Annotated in this window: 25 protein-coding genes; 4 read left to right on the forward strand and 21 right to left on the reverse strand. The window is 40.6% G+C overall.

Going from position 1 to position 18,506, the window contains the following annotated elements; genetic code table 11:
• Window positions 1–36: 36 nt before the first annotated feature.
• The 21 genes from ACTNC0_RS08915 to ACTNC0_RS09015 all read right to left on the reverse strand — a co-directional run bounded on the left by ACTNC0_RS08915 (window position 37) and on the right by ACTNC0_RS09015 (window position 15,551).
• Window positions 37–228, reverse strand: coding sequence for a hypothetical protein (locus ACTNC0_RS08915; protein WP_008704644.1), 192 nt, complete (start codon window positions 226–228; stop codon window positions 37–39).
• Window positions 209–433 carry a hypothetical protein gene (locus tag ACTNC0_RS08920; RefSeq protein WP_055200067.1) on the reverse strand — a complete coding sequence of 75 codons (225 nt, stop codon included), beginning with the start codon at window positions 431–433 and terminating at the stop codon, window positions 209–211. Before ACTNC0_RS08920 ends, ACTNC0_RS08915 begins: the two co-directional genes overlap by 20 nt.
• Window positions 430–681, reverse strand: coding sequence for a hypothetical protein (locus ACTNC0_RS08925; protein WP_441087090.1), 252 nt, complete (start codon window positions 679–681; stop codon window positions 430–432). The genes ACTNC0_RS08920 and ACTNC0_RS08925 overlap by 4 nt, the downstream gene beginning before the upstream one ends.
• A gap of 13 nt (window positions 682–694) precedes the next feature.
• Complete coding sequence (locus ACTNC0_RS08930) at window positions 695–898, reverse strand: hypothetical protein (protein ID WP_118566470.1); 204 nt, start codon at window positions 896–898, stop codon at window positions 695–697.
• Window positions 899–903: 5 nt separating this feature from the next.
• Complete coding sequence (locus tag ACTNC0_RS08935; protein WP_441087091.1) at window positions 904–1,968, reverse strand: DNA polymerase III subunit beta; 1,065 nt, start codon at window positions 1,966–1,968, stop codon at window positions 904–906.
• Entirely contained in the window at window positions 1,949–2,500 is a 552-nt protein-coding gene (locus tag ACTNC0_RS08940; RefSeq protein WP_441087092.1) for a Holliday junction resolvase RecU, read from the reverse strand. Before ACTNC0_RS08940 ends, ACTNC0_RS08935 begins: the two co-directional genes overlap by 20 nt.
• On the reverse strand, window positions 2,487–2,768 hold the full coding sequence (locus tag ACTNC0_RS08945) for a hypothetical protein (RefSeq protein WP_441087093.1): 282 nt from the start codon (window positions 2,766–2,768) through the stop codon (window positions 2,487–2,489). Before ACTNC0_RS08945 ends, ACTNC0_RS08940 begins: the two co-directional genes overlap by 14 nt.
• The gene (locus ACTNC0_RS08950; protein ID WP_441087094.1) at window positions 2,749–3,765 is read right to left on the reverse strand and encodes a DUF5131 family protein; all 1,017 of its coding nucleotides are present in this window, start codon (window positions 3,763–3,765) and stop codon (window positions 2,749–2,751) included. Before ACTNC0_RS08950 ends, ACTNC0_RS08945 begins: the two co-directional genes overlap by 20 nt.
• Window positions 3,758–3,988, reverse strand: a complete 231-nt coding sequence (locus tag ACTNC0_RS08955; RefSeq protein ID WP_441087095.1) for a hypothetical protein — start codon at window positions 3,986–3,988, stop codon at window positions 3,758–3,760. The genes ACTNC0_RS08950 and ACTNC0_RS08955 overlap by 8 nt, the downstream gene beginning before the upstream one ends.
• A complete protein-coding gene (locus ACTNC0_RS08960) occupies window positions 3,988–4,182 on the reverse strand; it encodes a hypothetical protein (protein WP_055149907.1) in 195 nt (64 codons plus the stop codon). The genes ACTNC0_RS08955 and ACTNC0_RS08960 overlap by 1 nt, the downstream gene beginning before the upstream one ends.
• Window positions 4,182–6,344, reverse strand: a complete 2,163-nt coding sequence (locus tag ACTNC0_RS08965) for a PcfJ domain-containing protein (protein ID WP_441087096.1) — start codon at window positions 6,342–6,344, stop codon at window positions 4,182–4,184. The genes ACTNC0_RS08960 and ACTNC0_RS08965 overlap by 1 nt, the downstream gene beginning before the upstream one ends.
• A gap of 11 nt (window positions 6,345–6,355) precedes the next feature.
• The gene (locus tag ACTNC0_RS08970; protein WP_441087097.1) at window positions 6,356–7,051 is read right to left on the reverse strand and encodes a Cas9 inhibitor AcrIIA9 family protein; all 696 of its coding nucleotides are present in this window, start codon (window positions 7,049–7,051) and stop codon (window positions 6,356–6,358) included.
• Window positions 7,036–7,782 (reverse strand): N-6 DNA methylase, encoded by a 747-nt coding sequence (locus ACTNC0_RS08975; RefSeq protein WP_441087098.1) that lies wholly within the window; start codon window positions 7,780–7,782, stop codon window positions 7,036–7,038. The genes ACTNC0_RS08970 and ACTNC0_RS08975 overlap by 16 nt, the downstream gene beginning before the upstream one ends.
• A gap of 76 nt (window positions 7,783–7,858) precedes the next feature.
• Entirely contained in the window at window positions 7,859–8,785 is a 927-nt protein-coding gene (locus ACTNC0_RS08980; RefSeq protein ID WP_441087099.1) for a phage replisome organizer N-terminal domain-containing protein, read from the reverse strand.
• A gap of 10 nt (window positions 8,786–8,795) precedes the next feature.
• Complete coding sequence (locus ACTNC0_RS08985) at window positions 8,796–12,623, reverse strand: metallophosphoesterase (RefSeq protein WP_441087100.1); 3,828 nt, start codon at window positions 12,621–12,623, stop codon at window positions 8,796–8,798.
• A complete protein-coding gene (locus ACTNC0_RS08990) occupies window positions 12,620–13,741 on the reverse strand; it encodes a hypothetical protein (protein WP_441087101.1) in 1,122 nt (373 codons plus the stop codon). Before ACTNC0_RS08990 ends, ACTNC0_RS08985 begins: the two co-directional genes overlap by 4 nt.
• 150 nt (window positions 13,742–13,891) lie before the next feature.
• Entirely contained in the window at window positions 13,892–14,248 is a 357-nt protein-coding gene (locus ACTNC0_RS08995) for a hypothetical protein (protein ID WP_441087102.1), read from the reverse strand.
• Entirely contained in the window at window positions 14,245–14,589 is a 345-nt protein-coding gene (locus tag ACTNC0_RS09000) for a hypothetical protein (RefSeq protein WP_441087103.1), read from the reverse strand. Before ACTNC0_RS09000 ends, ACTNC0_RS08995 begins: the two co-directional genes overlap by 4 nt.
• A gap of 14 nt (window positions 14,590–14,603) precedes the next feature.
• Window positions 14,604–14,822 (reverse strand): hypothetical protein, encoded by a 219-nt coding sequence (locus ACTNC0_RS09005; RefSeq protein WP_441087104.1) that lies wholly within the window; start codon window positions 14,820–14,822, stop codon window positions 14,604–14,606.
• Between the two features lie 10 nt (window positions 14,823–14,832).
• Complete coding sequence (locus tag ACTNC0_RS09010) at window positions 14,833–15,309, reverse strand: XRE family transcriptional regulator (protein WP_441087105.1); 477 nt, start codon at window positions 15,307–15,309, stop codon at window positions 14,833–14,835.
• Window positions 15,310–15,350: 41 nt separating this feature from the next.
• Complete coding sequence (locus tag ACTNC0_RS09015) at window positions 15,351–15,551, reverse strand: helix-turn-helix domain-containing protein (RefSeq protein ID WP_291816672.1); 201 nt, start codon at window positions 15,549–15,551, stop codon at window positions 15,351–15,353.
• A gap of 93 nt (window positions 15,552–15,644) precedes the next feature.
• Here ACTNC0_RS09015 and ACTNC0_RS09020 point away from each other — a divergent pair, with 93 nt between their 5' ends.
• The 4 genes from ACTNC0_RS09020 to ACTNC0_RS09035 all read left to right on the forward strand — a co-directional run bounded on the left by ACTNC0_RS09020 (window position 15,645) and on the right by ACTNC0_RS09035 (window position 18,503).
• Window positions 15,645–15,851: a hypothetical protein gene (locus tag ACTNC0_RS09020; RefSeq protein ID WP_291816670.1), complete on the forward strand. Its 207-nt coding sequence runs from the start codon at window positions 15,645–15,647 to the stop codon at window positions 15,849–15,851.
• Window positions 15,852–15,972: 121 nt separating this feature from the next.
• Window positions 15,973–16,350 carry a hypothetical protein gene (locus ACTNC0_RS09025; RefSeq protein WP_441087106.1) on the forward strand — a complete coding sequence of 126 codons (378 nt, stop codon included), beginning with the start codon at window positions 15,973–15,975 and terminating at the stop codon, window positions 16,348–16,350.
• A gap of 152 nt (window positions 16,351–16,502) precedes the next feature.
• Window positions 16,503–17,846, forward strand: a complete 1,344-nt coding sequence (locus ACTNC0_RS09030; protein WP_441087107.1) for a DUF4041 domain-containing protein — start codon at window positions 16,503–16,505, stop codon at window positions 17,844–17,846.
• Between the two features lie 39 nt (window positions 17,847–17,885).
• Entirely contained in the window at window positions 17,886–18,503 is a 618-nt protein-coding gene (locus tag ACTNC0_RS09035; protein WP_441087108.1) for a hypothetical protein, read from the forward strand.
• The last annotated feature ends 3 nt before the right edge of the window (window positions 18,504–18,506 follow it).

An 18,506-nucleotide genomic window follows, 5' to 3' on the forward strand; every position in this document is an offset into this window, starting at 1 on the left:
TTGAATCTATGTGAATTTTAGAGCACCCTTTATTTTTCAAAGCGCTTCCTGTAACTTATCATCATTTTTCTCATTTATTTCACATACATAATTTGTAATAAGGCATTTATTGTTTGCAGCTACTCCTGCAATAGCTCTCAGCAGATATCCAGCAATCTGTTCTTTTTTTACACTAGATTTTTCCGAGCATTCAACATTAATTGTTATCTTAATATTTTTTTCTTCCATAACGCCATCTCCTTCTCACTTCTGCTCTTTTTATACGGTGAACCTCATTTTCCAAAGCATTCATCTGTCTCTGGATATCATCAACATCAACCAGTAAATAGAAATCCGGTTGAACCAAACGAGTCGGCCCCACATTCAGATTCATCTCCTTGTGAAGTTCCTTGCACTTGTTTTCTCTCTCATGCACTGCTTTATATATTTTCACTTTCCGCACCTCCTAAGAAACTTTTTCCGAACATTATCATATTCTGTCAGCAGATCAATATCTTTCTTCCAGCTCAACGGACGGTCTGTAATTTCTGCATAATACTCTTTCTTGATCAGGAGCCCATAGCTTGCCGAAGAATAGATATCCTGTCGATCGCATCCAATTCGCTTTGCTATGTCGGATGCAGTGATGGAGTATTCCATCACTGTCCCGTCCTTTCTGCACAAATTATATAAATTCGCCATAATGCATCACCTTTCAGCTGTGCGTGGCAATAAAGTTTTCCATCGCCCATCTGTTTCCAGTAGCAGCCACCTGTGCTCTGGTTCTTTCATATGGAGTAAGTGGTTTCCCGGAAATTCTTTTGGATCTGGTTTTCGGAAGGAATCCTTTCCGACGAAGCTCTTCCAGTTCTTCTGGTGTTGCATCTTTTACATCTTTCATATCCAAGATCTCAATCATAGTTTTTATTCCTCTCTTATCATTACTGGAAGCACGATAGCTTTCATGTCACTGTCTTCTGCTTCAACAACTGCCGGCATCTTAGGTCCTGAGAAATTCATGGCTATATTTTCACAAGTGAATGCTTTCAGTGTTTCAAGGACCAGTTTAGAATCGAAACCAATTTTTAACGGTTCAGGAAGCGGATCCTGAAGCTTCACCTCTTCCTGATAATCCGTAAGTCTGTCGGCAATGCGAATATTTAACTGATCTTCGTTCATTTCGAAGACTGCAGGTTTCTTTTCTTCCGTACACATCTTAGCCCTTGTCATTGCCGCAACTAATTCCTGTCTGGAAACATAAGTTTTCATCTTTCCCGCCATGAAAAATCTATCGTAATCAAAATACTTACCCTCTATTAACCTCGTGTAAATGGTATATTCTTTTGATTTGAATACCGCTCTATTTTTTGTATATGTAACAGCAACATCATCAATAATTCCCATTGACACAAGCTTCTTTGCCACTGTTTTAGGCACTATCAGCTTCATATCTGCGGTACCGTCAGTCGGTATCGAATCAACTGCTACGACATGTCCGTCAAGTGCGAACAACTTAATCTTGTTTTCTCCACCTTCAAAGTACACACCCATCATCTGTGTTGCAGAACTGCTGTCTGCAGCTGCATAGATAACATGTCCAATTGCCTCCATCATCCTCTTGCCATTGATCACAACTTCTGGGGCATCCAGATCTTCTGTAATATCAAAACTGAATTCTTCCGGAGGATAGCTCTGGTATTTATTCTTTATAGCTTTTGTCTTGATCGTAACAATGTTTTTGCCGTCTGCATCAATAATCACTTCGCCATCCGGAAGATTTTTAATTACATCAAAGGCTTTCATAGGAATGATGAAACAACTGCCTTTAGAGGCCTCTAATTTGAGCTGCATGGTCATTTCTGTATTGGATGCGATTAAATACCCGTCCTTTACCAGAACGCCTCCTAATGCCGGAAACTGGTCGTTCTTCTGCACAATGCTTTTCAATTTATCAATAGTTCTGGAAATCTCATACTTCTGTACTTTCATCTTCGTTCCTTTCCCGGAGTGTTATCCCGTCCAGATATTTCACAACACCGTTGTTGTATTTAACTCTATAAGGCGCCAGTTCCTCACGATTCATATACTTATGTCCGTAGATTTTTTTCATGTCTCTGAATACGATCCATGGAACCCTGTAAAACTCCTCGAATTCGAGGGATATTACCAAGAAGCACATGGCCCCCATCTTCATGTAGCGTTCAAAGCATTCCTCCTGCTCTTCTGTCACAACATTCCGACTGATCTGGCCTTTATCTGTATGTTTCGCATCAAACAGAACCATTGTAGAGTCCATCAGGGCGCCTTTAAAATCCGGTTGAGCCTGTTGTGTAAAACAACATATGAACTGGCCTCTGTCTCTGTTATACGGCTTAATCACTTTAAAAGCTTCAGGGGTTTTATCTATAACAGCTATCCCCCGGTCCTCATAGAACCGGGAAGCTGCAATAATCATTCTTTCAAAATATTCGCCGTTTGATCTGCTCTGCAGGCCTTTTATCGAACGATTATAAGTATCCATTATCCTCTGCCACCTTCATAAGTTTGTTAATAGTTACTATTCCGATTCCTGAAATTTTGTTCAGCTGAAGGAATGCAATAAATTCCTTTGCGCCTTTCTTGTTTTTAGATGCATGTGCTTTTCCACAATTGAATCCTTCGCTTCGTGCTTTTTCCACACGATCTTCAACATAATGCACAAGCTGCTCATCCGTTTTCTTTCTCATTTCCACAGCTTTTTTATGAATAAGATTTTCATCAGTTGTTCTTTTACAGCTTCTCTTTGTCATCTTCATTAATCTCCTTTTTATCCAAGTCTGGTACGGGTATGTTGTGAGCAGTAAGCCATTTCATAAAGCAGGAATGGCACATATGTCCAAACGATGTTGCTTTTCCTCTCCTGCCCGCCCTTGCAGTCAAAGTAACCATTTTGTTTTTATCTTCTGTCTTTCCACACATCATGCAGCTGCCGCTAAGCCTTTTATTGACTTTCTCACTTCTTTTATGAATCTGCAGCCGCCTTGGGAAATCCCTTCGCATATTTTTTTCGCCAACAATCGGAATCAGACTGTCTTTCATAAATACCGGTATCCCGTTGTAATCAGCTTCTACAACGATTCTCTTAATCCATTCGAACTCAGGGATCACTTTCTCTTTCCTGTGTCCTGTCTCAGCGCCGATGATGATCCAGTTCACCTGTCGGAACATTACGTTATGCTCAGTTGCAATGTCACTCATCAGCGGTTCAATGCTGACAAATGTGTTACAGAACGCTGGAAGATAATTGAATCTGTCAGCATCTGTGTCACAAGTAATTGTAGTTCCATACCACATATTTTCTTTTCCGTAAGGCACACCATACTGGGTGTATCTTTCCGGATTCTTGGTAAGAAACAGGTAATTGTGCTGAGGATGTTTTTCGCAGATACCAAGGATATCGTCTATCCAACTGTCAGGAACCCATTCGCCAAATATATCGGCCATTGCTCCAACAAACACATTCTGTCCCTGTTTCAGCTTGTCCAGTGTGTTATATCTGTATCTGTGTAATGTCGGATTGAAACCAAATGGATATATAACAGGTTTCCCGTCTTCATTCATGAACGGTTCATCCAGGACGAACAGATCTCCGTCCTCTCGGTATTTATCTGTCTGGAGTATATTCCGCTTCATATTCCCACAAAAACGGAGAGACATCTTCGCAGCATAACAGTAAGGGCAGTCGTGCCGGCACCCAGTAATGGGATTCCATGTATGATCGCACCATTCGATACCACTCTTATTCATTGGCAACTCTCCTTTCTGTATATCCAAGTATTTTCTCCTCTTTCCATTTGATTTCTGAAAAATCTATATTCTGCCCGCATTTATCGCAATGCTCCGGTTGATAATTCGGTCCTGCATTCAATACATTTCTGCAGATGGGGCAGATATAATATTCCTGTTTTACTTTTACAAATCCATACTTGATATGAATTCTTGCTATAGTAACAGGCTTCATGGCCTTCATTATTCCACCCTCTCTCCGTACTCGATCACATATTCATACTGGGTTGTTTTTCTGGTCTCTCCGGCAGGAACTTCTTTTCTCACAACCTGCACTGCATATCCTGCTTTTGCCAGCATGGAAACCATCTGCAGTCTGTCCTCTTCATTCCACTGCACAGAACCTTTTCTGATGCTTCTGATAATTTGCTTCGCCATTACCCGCACTTCCTTTCCATCTTTTCTTCTCTTTCTTTCATTAGCTTCTCAAATGCAGCTACGAAAGCTTTTACCGATGCCGGCATCCCACAGTTGTGGCTTCCCCTGCACTGGATCACGCGACCATTGTTGTATTCCATTGTGAAATATGGTGTATCAGGTTCTTCCACTCTGCGCACAAAGAAGATGTGTGTCTGCCCTTTGGCCACTCGGTCAACGTAAGTTCCAACACAATGGTGAAGGGCAGCTCCTTCATTCTTGATTTCCTGTGCATCTCTTGGCACTCTCAATATCAATCCTTTTCCTTTTATCAGGAAAGCGTTATCTATGCCGGCATTCTCTTTGAGCATTTCTTCCAGAAGTTTTTTCATGACCTCGGCTTCCCGCTTTATCCGTTCATCTTCCCGGCGTTTCTTTTCCGCTGCCTTTTTATCCTGCAATGCTTGATATTCCGCAGCTGTCCGATCATGTACTTTCTTGAAATTCTTCGGAAAATAGAAGAACATATTGTTGAGATCATATTTCAGTTCTTTGCACCAGTTCAAATAATCAAGCCAGTCCTTAGCGCAATTCTGCAGACGTTCTTCTCTGATATCCGGTCTTTCTTTGTACTGCATATAAGAACATCTCCAACACCCTCCACGCTCTCCTACTCGATAATCGGAACCTTCGCGCTCGATATATCTGCAGATCTTATGAATCGTTGAATGTCTGTTTTCTTTCCGTATCAGCGTTGTATTGCATCCAAAGAGTTTATAGAACCGTTCCAATTCTTCCGCTTTCAGGTTGTATCCGGAGCTTTGCGCTTCCTGCAATAATCTCAGCTCGTCGATATTTCCATCAATAGACTGCAGTACTCGTGTGTTCTCCTTTGTAAGGCCGAGTATTTCAAATATTGTTTTTCCGTTTTTTCTGAGTCCCCTGATTCCATTCCGGCTATTATATTCAAATGCCCCGTCATGAATCTTATTGATCAGATGCGCGGCCAGTTTATACAGACCCATTTTTATAAACCATTCAAGCTGTGGAAACTCCTGATATCTGTAAATAGCATTGGCATAATGTATCTGTTCACTCGGTCTATTCTCTGACAAAATCTCCAGTGCTGAATATTTCATTGGAGTATCTTTCCATGCTTCCGGCAGGTTTCCGGGATATAAGGTGCAGTATGACCTTTCTCTGTACCCTTCATCTGTGCACCACCGCACAATACCAGTCTGTTTATACTCTCTGTATTCATAACTGCTGGTGCATGGCGTTCCGTTCGGTGCAAATTTGTAAAACGTCCTTACGATTTCAAGCAGACTGTCATTCGTTTTTCCATCCTGTTTCACCTCTCTATGGACCGAGAAATATCGCCACAGAAACCCCTCTTCTCTTGGTTCAATGAATGAAACTATCCTTTTGTCCCATATATGTGTCGGCATCCTGCCTCTGGCTTTAATGGTGACCGGACTTCCACAAAGGGGGCATATCCCCTTCTCGTTATTTCTTAACCGAATTTTCGTTCTGTCTACCAGTGTCACCCCATTACAATGAGTGCAATGCACCAGAGCCTCATTATTCGATCTCGCAGAATAGATAAGGTATCGGCTAAATGACATCACCTTGTCTGATACCCAGTTCTTAAATTCCTCAGGGATTTCTTTGACCGTTTCCATAAGCGCATCAATTGGATTGGTTTCTTTGGCATGTCTTTCATCAAGACGTTTTTGTCTGACCATATCCTGAAAACGCTCCACTGCTGTCCAGTCTTTAACATCTTTTTCTGTACTCCATTCTTTGAAAAATCCACGCATACGATCAATGTCTGCATCCGTCCAGAAAAACATGTTCGGGGTATATCTGTTCCCCTTATCTCTATCCCAGTGATATTCATACAAGCGAATACATTCCATCCGATCAAAAGCTGCAGTCAGCCATTTCACTCTTTCAGAGGCCAGATCCTGTGATATGTAATCATTCTTGGAGAAAAATGTTCTTAACTGAGCACCCTTTTCTCCTTTCTTCAATTTGTCAATAGGATAGAATGTCACCATTAAAAGGTCTTTTTCTATATCTCTGGTTGTAACAATATGCGTTCCCGCAGCTCGTTCCGCAAACCTGACCATTTCGTCTGTGGCTTCTTCTCTTGGAATCTGTGCTAATTTTCTCTTTTCCATGTGACATCCTCCTATAGAAGATCGAACAGTGACATCTGACCGTTCAGGCCGCTGCTTTTTGTACTTGTTTTTTCAGTTTTCTGCTGCTTAGAGGCAGCATCTTTTTTCGCTGGCTTTTCAGAAATCTGAGGTTTATCTTTTGTTTTATGTGATTTTTTCTCATTATCTGTGATTTTTTCGGTAGTTTTTGTTGGTGTAACCGGCTTTTTTGTTATCACAGGCTTTTTACCTTTTTCCTTTTTAACAGGTTCCTGTTTTTCATATTTGTGGTAATAATCCTCTGCCCATTCATATACAACCTGGTCTTCAACTGCAGTGGATCTGCCATTCGACTGCTTTCTGGCCTGTTCAACAATATAGCTAAAGCACTTGTTCCAGGTCTTTCCCTCCTGCATCACATCTTCAGCAAGCCCCTGATCCTCTTCGCATCTTTTCATCAGGTAAGTAATGACCGGATCCACAAAGTTCTTCTGGGTTGCTTTTTTCTTTTCAGCTTCCAGTTTTTCTCTGGCTTTCTGCTTTACCGGCTTTGCATTTTCAACTTCTGCTGCTTCAACTTCTTCCTTTGATTCATCGCCTTCCTGGGCCTCTAATTTGCCCTCTGTCGGTTTCTCTTCCTGTTCCCCTATTGTTTCACTGCCTGCAACCGTTCCCGTCTCTAAACGGTCAGTATCAGCTTCAAGTTCCTGTTTTAACTGTTCTGACATTTGTATTCTCCTTTCTCGAAATCAAAATAAAAAGTAATCTTCCCAGGGTTGCGTTCTTCAATCGGAGTTATCCATGAGCCGCATATTTCTTTAAATATCTGAACCTGCCGTCTACAGTTCCATTCTTCCCTAAAATAAAACGGTGTGTACCAGAATTCCTGTCCTGGCTTTTCAACCGGCATCAGTGGATCTCCGCACACCGGATTGGATATCGTATTTGCAACAGCCACCCATCCTGCGCACCCAAGAAGCGAAAGCTGTATGTAACACATCTGGGCAACTACCCTGTCTATGTCATTGGCAGTGAACAAAACCCGTGTCTGATAATTAAAGCCTTTCCTGTGAAATGTATTCGCCGCTGCTATAAGTGTTGCTCCAGCTCCGCAGGCAGGATCATTAACAGATATCCATTCTTTGCTCTGCAACTTCTGCATATTGTCATGCACAGTTGTTTCTGCCATGCATCTGCAGACGTCATATGGCGTGAAGAACTGACCCTTCCAATGATTCCCCAGTTTAAGGCTCATGTACAGCTTTCCAAGAAAGTCCTGATCTGGATTGCGTTCCAGTGCCTCAACCACAATCGCAAAGCATTTTGCCGGCTTCTCTACCCCGCCAAGGCGTTTGATGCACTCTGCATATTCTTTTTCTCTTGCAGTGTATCTAGGTTCCGTCTTATCAACTGAATTCGCCAGTGTGCAAGCCATTGCCGCCATTAGATCGGCCCACACCTGCCATGAACTCCTGCTGATGCAGAGCTGCCTGAACACATCCAAAAACTCTTTTTCGGTCCCTGTAATCTTTTCTTCATTCACGTTTCAACAACTGCCTTTCATATTCTGCAAAGTCATAATCTCTCTGGTGAAAATTATTAAAGCGATTTTGAGAAACAGGCTTTGGCTTATCCGGCACGCGAGGTGCTTTGTCCTGCTCTCTGGATATCCAACCTGTAATAAATCGTTTGATTCCCCTCGGAGTCTTTTTGTTTCTGGGGTTAGAATCAAGCCATCCACGCATATTACGCAATGCCTGTTCAACATCAACTGCCGGATATAATTCTTTAAGCTCTTTGACATATTCTTTTGTCACCAGGTAATCATCCCCATTGATTAACGGCAGTTTGATAAATACATCTGCCTGAGCCGGCTCTGTCTCTACCTTCAACTCAGCCTTTGAACAGGATGGCTCTATCTCCACCTTCGTCCTGTTCTCCGCAACTGGCTCTATCTCCACCTTCGGTTGCGGCTGTCCGGAGTTCACCTCCGGGCAAATGTATTTATTCTCTATCTCTTTATCTTTATCTATCTCTATCTCTTTCTCTACGTCACTGAGGTGTAACTGTCGCGTCACACCAATGTCACATTGTGACGTTTTTTTATCTCTAAGACGTCTCATTCTTTCAGCACTTGCGCTTTCAGATCCCACCATTCTGGAACACTCTGTAAGCTCATATTCGCTTTCGTCTATCAGTTGCAGGAGTCCCTGAGCCATAAGAAACTGGACTGTGACTTTTACGTTTTCCTCTTCTTCATCAAGTTCAAGTGCAATCTCTTCTGTAAAATTCTCTTCTACTCCATCGAAGAAGAGCTTTCCTTCATTCTTCAGAGATATCAGCAACATCTTGAGATAGATAATTGTGTATGTATCGCCTCCTGCGATCTTTCTAAGCTTTTTGATAGGCTTCTGCCGGAAAAAATCATCCGGCAGCTTAAGCCAATAGTATCTTTTTCCCATAGACGCCTCCTTAGTAAATGACCTTGGAGCCGTCTTCTGTTTTAATTACGGTTACAGACTGATTGAATCGAGCTTTCATAGCATCATCATGGGTTATTGCCATAATTTTCACATCTGGATACCTCTGTCTGATTGTTTCCAGAGCATCTACATAGGCCTGAGTTCCATCATCGTCGAGAAATGGAGGTTCGTCTATAAACAGCATTCCGAGCTGGATACCTGCGGACGTTGCTTTAATCTCAGACAATGCAAGGATAATAGCAAGCGAAGCCTTTACCTTTTCCCCTCCGGATTTCGAAGCATATGGGAGAGTTGTCTTTCCGTACTCATTGATCAGTACGTCCAGGGTAGCTCTGTCACCGTCTTTACCTTTGACGGTACGTTCCATCACAAATTCCACTCCCATAGTTCCGCCTGTCATAGATCCAAGGATATTGTTTGCAGTATCAGTAATGTGAGGAATAATATTTCGGATGATCTGATGCGGAACGCCATCCTGTGAAAATGCCTGTTTCAAAGCCTCGTAGCAATCAGCTTTCTCAGCTGCAACAGCAATACCTTTATTCAAAAGAGCTATTTCAGAACGCATCGCCTCAACATCTTCAACTCTCTGTGTCAGTACACCTTTTTGAATCTGCGCTTTTTCAAGAGTTTCTTTTGAAGATTTTAATCTTCTCTCAACTTCTTCAAGAGCTTCACTGCCTTCAATATCTTTTCTTAATTCTTCCAGTTTTATTTCCGCTTCACGAAGATTGTTATATAAAACAAGTTCGTTGGCATCTTCATTGCTCCGCTCCTGATATAATTCAGTAAGTCTCTTATCAATATGCTGCTTTCTCTCTTCATACACCGGAAGTTCCTTTTCCTGGTCTGCAAAATGTGCCACCGAATTTCTTTTACATACAGCATTATCGTACTTAATAACGGAATCAGATAACACATCAACAATATCAGTTGCTTTCTGGGCCTTTATATTGAGCTCTAAAAGGATTTCTTCATACTGCCCTATCGTTTTACTGTTGGTGTTCTTTTCTGTCTCTAAACGGGCGATTTCAAGTTTCTTTTTCTCGGCATCCTTTTTCAAGTTTTCATATTTCACAAGCGCACTTGCTTTTGTTGTCAAAAGATCTAATCTTTCAGCATCATATCCGATAACACAAATTTCATCCTGTTTTTTGGATATTTCTTCGTCTCGTTTGATCCTCAATACTGCTATTTCTTCCTCGCATTTTTCCAGATGGTCTGCTTCTTCTGGTAAACTCTTTACATCATCGATTGCTTTTGCGAGAAACCTGCAGCTTGCTCCATCTATATCAGGGCAACCGGAATTCTTCATAAATTCCTCCTGCTGTCTTATCTCGGAAATTCTGTCCAAACGATATTTCCGCCTGTTCTCTGCTTCTGATATACGCTGAGAATACGTTGCTCTTATCTGTTGCAGTTCCTGCTCCGCAACAGAAGCCAGATATCTTTTTTCCTGTAATTCCTCGCATTGCGTCCTCACCTGAGCCAGCTCCGTCAGTTTTTCTTCCAAATTATCCGGAAGTTCTGCTTTAAGCTGTTCAATAAGATTCGCAATGTCGTTATTTCGACGCTTTGCATCGTTTATGATATTCTGGCAATTCTGGATGTCAGCATTATACCCAGCAAGATTTCTTTTTGCATTGTCATGATTAAGAACGTCTTTCTCCAACTCTATAATCTGTTCGGACAACTGTTTATATTCGGCGGCTTTTTTTCTGACCTCATTCGCTGATTCCAATGCGACATTACAGTTTTCTAAAATCTGCGTCTTACTTGAGATTTCATCTGAAATGGAGTTGCGTCTCTTATGACAATCATCCAATTCTTCCGAAGCTTTGCGGCACTCCTGCTCTGCTTTTGCAATCTGAGCATGTTTATTCAGCAACTGTCCTTGAGTATCGCTTAAATCATCAATATCTTTATTAAGCTGCTGAATATCTTCCTCTGCTTTCTGCAATTCAGATTCCGGATCTCCTTTGGATTTGATAAAATCCGTTTTAATTCTGACAGCTTCTTTTTTCGAAGCCAGCTCTTTTCTCTGTTCGGAGAGTTTCTTTTTTGAATCCAGTTCCATAACTCCATAGATTCCAAGACCAAGCAGTTTCGCAAGTATTGCCATACGTTCGTCCTTTTTAGCCTGCAAGAATAATCCGTACTGATCCTGCATGATTAAAGCGCAACTTCGGAATGTCATGCTGTCCATACCGAGAAGCTTCTCTATCTCTGCCTGAGTATCAGCAATTCGCTCCTTTGAAATGTTTCGCCATTCATTTTCTTCATACTGAGATAGGTTCAACGTCGGTTTTCCTGACTTAGTTCTGGTACGTACGACCCTGAATCTCTTATCTCCAATGTCAAATACAAATTCTATAGAACCGCTTCTTGCATCTTCTGTACCGCGAATCCACGCCTTGTTGTCTCCCTCTCGGGTTTCTTCAAACAGACAGTCAACAATCGCATCCATGAATAAGCTGCTCTTTCCTGCTCCATTTACACCGTTGATCGTACAGAAAGATATATCAGCAAAATCAAATCTTTCTTCTTTATAATTTCTGTAATTACGGACAGCTATTGAAATCGGTCGGAATACTCCGTGTATCTCTGCAGTTGTACTCTGTTTCATCGCTTCCGCAATAATCGGTTCTGCCAGTTCTACGATCTTATCCGGATTCTTGAAGCATTTTTCTTCCAGATACTTCTTGAGATTTAAAGTCGGGTCGCTTTCCTCTGAGAGTAATCCTCTGTTCGTAACATCAATAGCATTCTCTGCCTCAATATCAGCTACATAAAACGCTCCCAGTTCATACAGGTCTTTCTGCAGTGCAGGAATATTTAACTGTTTCTTCTGTTCGGATGTACAGGAATACCGCACTCGAACAATCTTATCTGTCACATCTTCCGGAAATCCCAATCTATGAAGATACATCACTCCCTCTCGGATATAAGCTTCCACTTCTTCTGTATCCCATGTGATCGTATAGAACCGTCTGTATGGTGTGATGCAATTATGTCCTTTTGTCAGCTTTCCTGTATCACTGAACTCGTGAATCCAGAAACCTCTCTCCTGTCCTTCATCATTGAAATTCATAGCATTAATAGCCCCGGAGTAAAATACATTATGCAGACCATTAAGTATCTGCGGGCGGTGAATGTGTCCCAGGAGCACTGCTTCATACCCAGCAGCTTCCAATGCTTCTCTCGGAATAACCGGTTCAAAATTTGTAAAGAATGAAGTCTGGCCGGATTCCATGTTGCAACCAGGTACGGTATAATGTGCCATCAGTATAGGTGTATTATGGCATTCAGCTCGAAGTCCCATTACCATACTGGATATATATCTTGTCCATGCTTCGTTTTCTTCATCTGCAGGCAGACCAGGGAATCTTGATCTGAACTCCTGCTTATCAAATCCCGGAATGCAGGCTATATCAGCATATGGCGTACGGAGTACAGTTGGCGATGTTACTATATGTACATTTCCAGTATTTGCAAACATCTTGCTCAAAACTCTGAATTGTCCACCTCCATCATGATTCGGCGTTCCTCTCATTACGATCACTGCTTTCGCAACACCTGCCAATTTTGTGATCGTGTCTGTTGCAACAATCATTTCGTCCGAATATCTTACCGGACCTATCTGCTCCTGATGGAAAACATCACCAGAAACACAAACAATGTCTGGTTTCTCTTTCTGGGCTACCTCAACCATATATTCAAGACATTTTACTGTGTCCTGCAAACGGAGATTTACTCCGTCCACTACAGGTCCTTTAAACTGGCCAATATGCCAATCAGCTGTATGTAATATTTTCATCTGCGTCCGCCTCCTCTCTGACATTTGATACAAAGCGGCTCTCCAAATTTATTGATCGAGTATTCATAAACTCTTTCATTTATGATCTCGCCGCATCTGGAACACTGGAAATCTGCCGATCTATCCGGCTCTGGTTCTGGATCCGGTTCGGGAGCAATATCCGGCTCCTGCATTGGTGGATAATCATCTTCGCTTTCTGTATCCGAAACATATGCCGGATTATCCAAATCGTCCTGATTAAATGCTGTGCTTTCAGATTCGAAATCTACGTTCTTAACTGCTATCTGTGGTGTGCCAAACATATTGTTCACAGAGTTCATGCTCTGCGTCAGCATTGCCTGTCTGACCTGTGGATCCGAGTAATCAGGCGAAAAGATAACTGTTGGGATAGCGAAATTTTTCTGCAGTTCCGCCTTTGTGTATGTACCTTTTACGCCAAGCAGAGCTCTTATAACACGGAGCTTCGCACCAGTCATAGCCTTTTCAGCCCAGGTCTTTTTCAGCAGTGCCATGTTTACCATGACGGAGCGATCAATGTATCTATCCCTGTCTTCTTTCGCAATCACAAAAGCCTGGCATTTCTTTCCCCATTTATTTTTGGATTCCACCCATTGTCCAGAAAAGATTTCCGCAGCTGCCTGTGCCTGTTTTTCATCAGTTATGCCTTTTGCAGCTTTATCCGCAAACTCAATGCGATACTTCTCTTCTTCGTCCTCAAGGCAAATCACCTTCTGGTCGGTTTCTGTTCTGGCCGTTCCGTCAGCCTTGCGCATAGCGCCCTGAGCCTGTGCCCGGTATGTAACACGATCAATCCGTTCGCCATATGTTTCCTTTGGATTGAACTGGATTCCGGCCGCCATAGCCATTTTGTTAAGCAATGGCTTGGATAAAGAAAATACATCTTCACAGATATCCTTTCCGTTCTGGTCCTTTCTTCCAGTTTTGACAGAACCGACTTTGAAAATGTCTCCGCTGTTATCGCCCAGATCGACCGGAACCTCTTCTACATGGAATTTGTAGAATGGATTAAGCTGCACGTCCGTTGCTGTCGGAACTAGCAGATTATAATTTTTGTATGCCGTAATAACTTCCGGCAGGCTTCCTAAAACCTCTTTCATCTACTTGATTACCTCCTGAATTTGTGATAAAATGACGGTGTTCTTTAAAAAATGTGGTTCAACCTGTTTTTTAAAGTTCTGACTTGAGCCTCCGATGCGGATTTATGAGTGCCGTCTACACTTCATATCTCCTTTAAGCGTCTGGGGCTTTTAATATGCATCTCCTACAGCAAATCTGGTCAATGCGTATATCCACACCCATATGAGCGGGATTGCTATCCATTCGGATCCGAGTTCTGCGCTTCCCCTTATTGCGCAAAGCATATCACTCAGATATCCGAAAAAGATAAGACTGATTGCTGTAGGAACGATGTAAACCATCGACCTTTTCAAAAAGCGAATTCTCTTTTTCATTTTCACTCTTTTCTTTTTTTTGGAATATTTCTCATACTCTTTCTCATTAAATTCTCGCACCACGGACAGATATATCCGTGTTTTGGAATCTTCTGTAATGTACTGATGTTCCACATTCTTTCGCACACCTTGCACTTTGCGTACATTCATCATCTTGCCTCCTTATCAATTAAGATCAATTCTTTGGCGATAACGCTCTGTAATGCACATCTGTCCATTTCGCGCCAGGTTACCGGAACCTGGCTGTTGTCCATCGCTTTCAGGATTCGCTCTGCGGCCTGATGGTATTTCTCAAGATCTTTTGCTGTCTGCATTTTCTCCTCATATACTGCCAGTCTAAGCTGACCATTTTTTTCTTCTTTCATCATCTTCTCGATGAAAATGATTGCTTTCTCTCTTTTCTCCTGTTTCAACATATGTTCCTCATGACAGCTGCACTGTTCTCCCGGATCCAGATAAGCTCCGCAGTCCGGACAGATTCTGTAAAAAGCCAATGTATTCACTCATTTCATTCAATCATGTATAATTGGTTAAATGCTTTCTTTGGGATTCTTCCCGAGGGATATCCCTTTGCAAGCTTTCCTTCTGCTATCAGCTCTGATCGCAGAGAACGAATCATCCGGTATGCCGTATCTCTACTCACATCCATGATCACTCTAACGTCGGCCGCTGTATAAAAAGAACGCTCCGCAGGTGTAAGTTTTTTGATCACACCATTTTCTGCCATACAAAACACCTCATTCCAAGTTTTTCTCAATCCAGTTTTTCAGGTTCTGTGCAATTTCGTTCACCTCATCTAATGTTTGAACGATCTTTTTAAGTTCCGGTTTTTCCTCTTCTGAGATAATTCCGTCTGCCGTAATATCAAGAAGTGATTCCTTTGCCTCGTTTATCTTCTTTAAAGAAGAAAGCATTCTCAGGCTGATTCTATCCAAGCCTTCGTTTCCAATCTTCGGCATATTCCTTCCCAACGGGCACATCTCCCGGCAATAGTTTCCTTTCAATTCCGGAGCCCTGTAACAATCTGCCATCAAAAGAACTTCCTCCTGATATGGGATTGTGCTTCCGAGCTCTATTCTTGCCAGTCGTGTGCGATCAATTCCAATTTCTTCCGCAGCACCTTCTCTGCTGCTCAGACGCTCATTTGACTTTGCCGCCTCATATCGTGCCTGGCAAAACATATTGGATGCTGCTTTCGTAGCAAATTTCGACATTTTTCTCTCCTTCTATTAACGGTATAATTTAGTTATGAATATTAGATCGTGTACTCTATGTTTATATCCAGAGCCCTGCTAATTTTTTTAGCAACCGTAGGGGCGTATCTCACACCGTTTATGGTAGTGGTTACATAATTCCTGCACATACCTACCTCATTACTCAGCTCTGTCACCGTCATGTCACGGTCTATCAAGGCTTTCTTGGCTTCTTTACACCATGGAGACAGTTTTCGTTTCAAAATATCACCTCCGATTTTCAATAAATGTGGTAAACATTTGTTGTTTACATTTGTTGAAGTTTGAATTAAAATGTGAATCAGAAGGGAGTTATCATGGATAATTGGACTGATAATCTCAAAAGAATCGGACTCGAACGTTACGGGGATGAAAATCGACGGATTCTTTCTGAACTTTTTAGAAATGGTATCCCTACCGGGAATGCTATCCTTTCAGAAGCATCTGCTGAAGCTCTTATCATTGCTGTGGCGGCTATGATCGAAGAAAATAACAAGGCACTGCTTTCTGAATTATCTATGTAACCCTATATTTTTTTACTGTGTATTCAACATTTGTTTATTACAATTTTAATATAATTCAAAATATTGAATTTGTCAATCGTTATTTTGAATTATATTCAATATTTTGAATTGGAGGTATCAATTGATCGCCGAACGAATAAAGGAAATATGCGATGCCCGTGGTACAAATATGACTTCGCTCTGTAGAGAGATAACAGGAAGTTCCGGTAACACTGCTACGTGGAAGAAAGATAAAGTACGTTCCGATTGGCTTCGTGAAATATGCAAAAAGCTATCGGTATCGGCTGATTATTTACTAGAATTATCTGAAAATCAACAAATAAACACTGGGAATAATTTAGCGTCTGACTTAGTAAATTACTCATATCCTAAGAATGATTTTGACTGGATGAGTAAAATAAATAAATTACCAGTCGAATCACAATATGAATTAAAAGGTTATTTAAATAGATTATTAGAGGAAACATCACCCACGAACGAACTTAAACAGGCAAAATAATAAGCTTCGAGTGGTACCGGAGCATAAAAAAGAAATAACTATACACATTTTGCTGTTCGTCATTGCTTGCAATATGTTTCTATTAATTAAATTCAAAAACACGAATCTGATAAATTTGAATATTTCTGATAAAAAACAAAGGATTATAAAATATGGGATTATCTGATATTTTTAAAATTAAAGATTATAAAGCCCAAATGGAAGCTCTTCAGGCAGAAAATGAAAGATTAAAGGCATACATCACGCCCGATATACAGGATGCAACTTCCCTATGTGAAAAACTTCAGGCAAAAATTCAGGAATTAGAATCCGACTTAAATTCAAAATCACAGGAAATTAATAGTATGGATAATGCTATCCAATCTAAGAAACAATATATACACTCTCTTAATTCAACTATTACTTCTAAGAAAAATGAAATTATAGTTCTGGATGATGAGATTTTGGTTCAGGAATATGGTTTATATAAACCTCGATATTCTTTTTCCAACGCATTAGGATACAAAGAAAAATTAGCTACTATACGTGCAGAACAAAAAGAACTAATAAAAAATAAAAGAGCCTTCACTGGAAATTCAAATTGGACTGTAAACGGGAGTATACAAAAGGGTAGAAAAATGGTATCTGATACCCAAAAATTATTACTTCGAGCTTTCAATGATGAATGCGATGAATTAGTTGGAAAAGTTAAATATTCAAATATAGATGCCTCGTTAAACAAAATGAAGAAGTCTGCTGAAACCATTTCCAAACTTGGTGTAACTATGGGAATCTCCCTAACAACATCTTATCTTAATTTGAAAATTCAAGAATTACAACTTGCTTTTGAATATCAAGTTAAAAAACAGGAAGAAAAAGAAGAAATTCGAGCCATGAAAGCTCAGGAAAGAGAAGCCGCAAAACTTCAACGGGAAATTGCTGAACAAAGAAAAAAGGCTGAGAAAGAAGAAAATCATTATGAACGAGCATTGTCGGATTTGAATAAGCAGCTACTTGCTTCTCCTGAAGATCCTGATTTACTTAATAAAAAAGAACTACTGGAAGACACACTCTCAAAGATAGAAAAATCATTGGCTGATCTTGACTATCGAGAAGCTAACCAACGTGCAGGTTATGTGTACATAATTTCAAATATTGGTGCATTTGGAGAAAATGTATATAAAATCGGCATGACACGTCGACTTGATCCTCAGGAAAGAGTGGATGAACTTGGAGATGCTTCGGTTCCATTTAAATTTGACGTCCATGCCATGATTTTTTCCGATGATGCTCCAGCTCTTGAGGCAGCTTTACATCGAGCTTTTGAAGCTAAAAAGGTAAATATGGTTAACACCAGACGTGAATTCTTTAATGTAACTCTGGACGAGATAAAAACGGTTATAAAAAATAACTTTGATAAAACTGTTGAATTCGTAGACGTTGCAGATGCTGAACAATATCGAATCAGTCTACGTATGAAAGAACAGCTAAAGCATAGCTCTCAAGCAAAACAATAAGCTTCGAGTGGTACCAAGACAGGAAAGGAAAATAGTTGTATGAAAAAGAAAACTTTATCTGGATTAATTGTATTTTTATTTTCTTCTATCGCATTTTCGACTATTGCAAATGCAGATTACAAAATTTTAACATCAGAAGAATTAGAAAGCATATCTCTTGGTGCTTTGAAAAAAGAATATCAGCTTTTAGCAGATGAATATTCCACTCTTTTAAATTCGTCCTCTAATTCAGCAGATGATAGTTATGATATTAATCAGTTTGCTCCAGGCACTGCGATAAAGGATGTTTATGTCAAACTCGGTGAGCCAGACGATATGCAGGATATGGATTATTTCAAAATATATCAATTTATTTCTGATGGAAATAATATTCCTTGCTATGGATTAGAGGATTTAATATTTACATTTTCCACAGACGAAAATGATAACATTGAAGATTATACACTTTCAGGTTCCTGTAGTTTAGATATGGGAACCCAAATAAACAATAAAATTGTAAATGATCTTTCAGAAAGATACGGGGATGGTAGTCTTTCCGAAAATAAATTTGGTACATCTCAAGTTGAATGGAATTTGCCATCTTCATGTAGCTATGATTCAGTATCTATGTCCAAAGACTCATACAAAAAGACTTCTATCACATTTGCTTTCAAATAGGAG

The organism is Blautia sp. HCP3S3_B11 (assembly GCF_052064435.1).
Taxonomy (GTDB): domain Bacteria; phylum Bacillota; class Clostridia; order Lachnospirales; family Lachnospiraceae; genus Blautia_A.

Excerpts from the sequence above, each read along its gene's own strand:
- ACTNC0_RS09005 (WP_441087104.1), bottom strand. The coding sequence starts at position 14,822 with ATGGCAGAAAATGGTGTGATCAAAAAACTTACACCTGCGGAGCGTTCT.
- ACTNC0_RS08980 (WP_441087099.1), bottom strand. The coding sequence starts at position 8,785 with ATGGGAAAAAGATACTATTGGCTTAAGCTGCCGGATGATTTTTTCCGG.
- ACTNC0_RS08935 (WP_441087091.1), bottom strand. The coding sequence starts at position 1,968 with ATGAAAGTACAGAAGTATGAGATTTCCAGAACTATTGATAAATTGAAA.
- ACTNC0_RS08915 (WP_008704644.1), bottom strand. The coding sequence starts at position 228 with ATGGAAGAAAAAAATATTAAGATAACAATTAATGTTGAATGCTCGGAA.
- ACTNC0_RS08985 (WP_441087100.1), bottom strand. The coding sequence starts at position 12,623 with ATGAAAATATTACATACAGCTGATTGGCATATTGGCCAGTTTAAAGGA.
- ACTNC0_RS08950 (WP_441087094.1), bottom strand. The coding sequence starts at position 3,765 with ATGAATAAGAGTGGTATCGAATGGTGCGATCATACATGGAATCCCATT.
- ACTNC0_RS08960 (WP_055149907.1), bottom strand. The coding sequence starts at position 4,182 with ATGGCGAAGCAAATTATCAGAAGCATCAGAAAAGGTTCTGTGCAGTGG.
- ACTNC0_RS08930 (WP_118566470.1), bottom strand. The coding sequence starts at position 898 with ATGATTGAGATCTTGGATATGAAAGATGTAAAAGATGCAACACCAGAA.
- ACTNC0_RS08955 (WP_441087095.1), bottom strand. The coding sequence starts at position 3,988 with ATGAAGGCCATGAAGCCTGTTACTATAGCAAGAATTCATATCAAGTAT.
- ACTNC0_RS08995 (WP_441087102.1), bottom strand. The coding sequence starts at position 14,248 with ATGATGAATGTACGCAAAGTGCAAGGTGTGCGAAAGAATGTGGAACAT.
- ACTNC0_RS09035 (WP_441087108.1), top strand. The coding sequence starts at position 17,886 with ATGAAAAAGAAAACTTTATCTGGATTAATTGTATTTTTATTTTCTTCT.
- ACTNC0_RS09020 (WP_291816670.1), top strand. The coding sequence starts at position 15,645 with ATGGATAATTGGACTGATAATCTCAAAAGAATCGGACTCGAACGTTAC.
- ACTNC0_RS08990 (WP_441087101.1), bottom strand. The coding sequence starts at position 13,741 with ATGAAAGAGGTTTTAGGAAGCCTGCCGGAAGTTATTACGGCATACAAA.
- ACTNC0_RS08925 (WP_441087090.1), bottom strand. The coding sequence starts at position 681 with ATGGCGAATTTATATAATTTGTGCAGAAAGGACGGGACAGTGATGGAA.
- ACTNC0_RS09030 (WP_441087107.1), top strand. The coding sequence starts at position 16,503 with ATGGGATTATCTGATATTTTTAAAATTAAAGATTATAAAGCCCAAATG.
- ACTNC0_RS08965 (WP_441087096.1), bottom strand. The coding sequence starts at position 6,344 with ATGGAAAAGAGAAAATTAGCACAGATTCCAAGAGAAGAAGCCACAGAC.
- ACTNC0_RS08940 (WP_441087092.1), bottom strand. The coding sequence starts at position 2,500 with ATGGATACTTATAATCGTTCGATAAAAGGCCTGCAGAGCAGATCAAAC.
- ACTNC0_RS09010 (WP_441087105.1), bottom strand. The coding sequence starts at position 15,309 with ATGTCGAAATTTGCTACGAAAGCAGCATCCAATATGTTTTGCCAGGCA.
- ACTNC0_RS08970 (WP_441087097.1), bottom strand. The coding sequence starts at position 7,051 with ATGTCAGAACAGTTAAAACAGGAACTTGAAGCTGATACTGACCGTTTA.
- ACTNC0_RS08945 (WP_441087093.1), bottom strand. The coding sequence starts at position 2,768 with ATGACAAAGAGAAGCTGTAAAAGAACAACTGATGAAAATCTTATTCAT.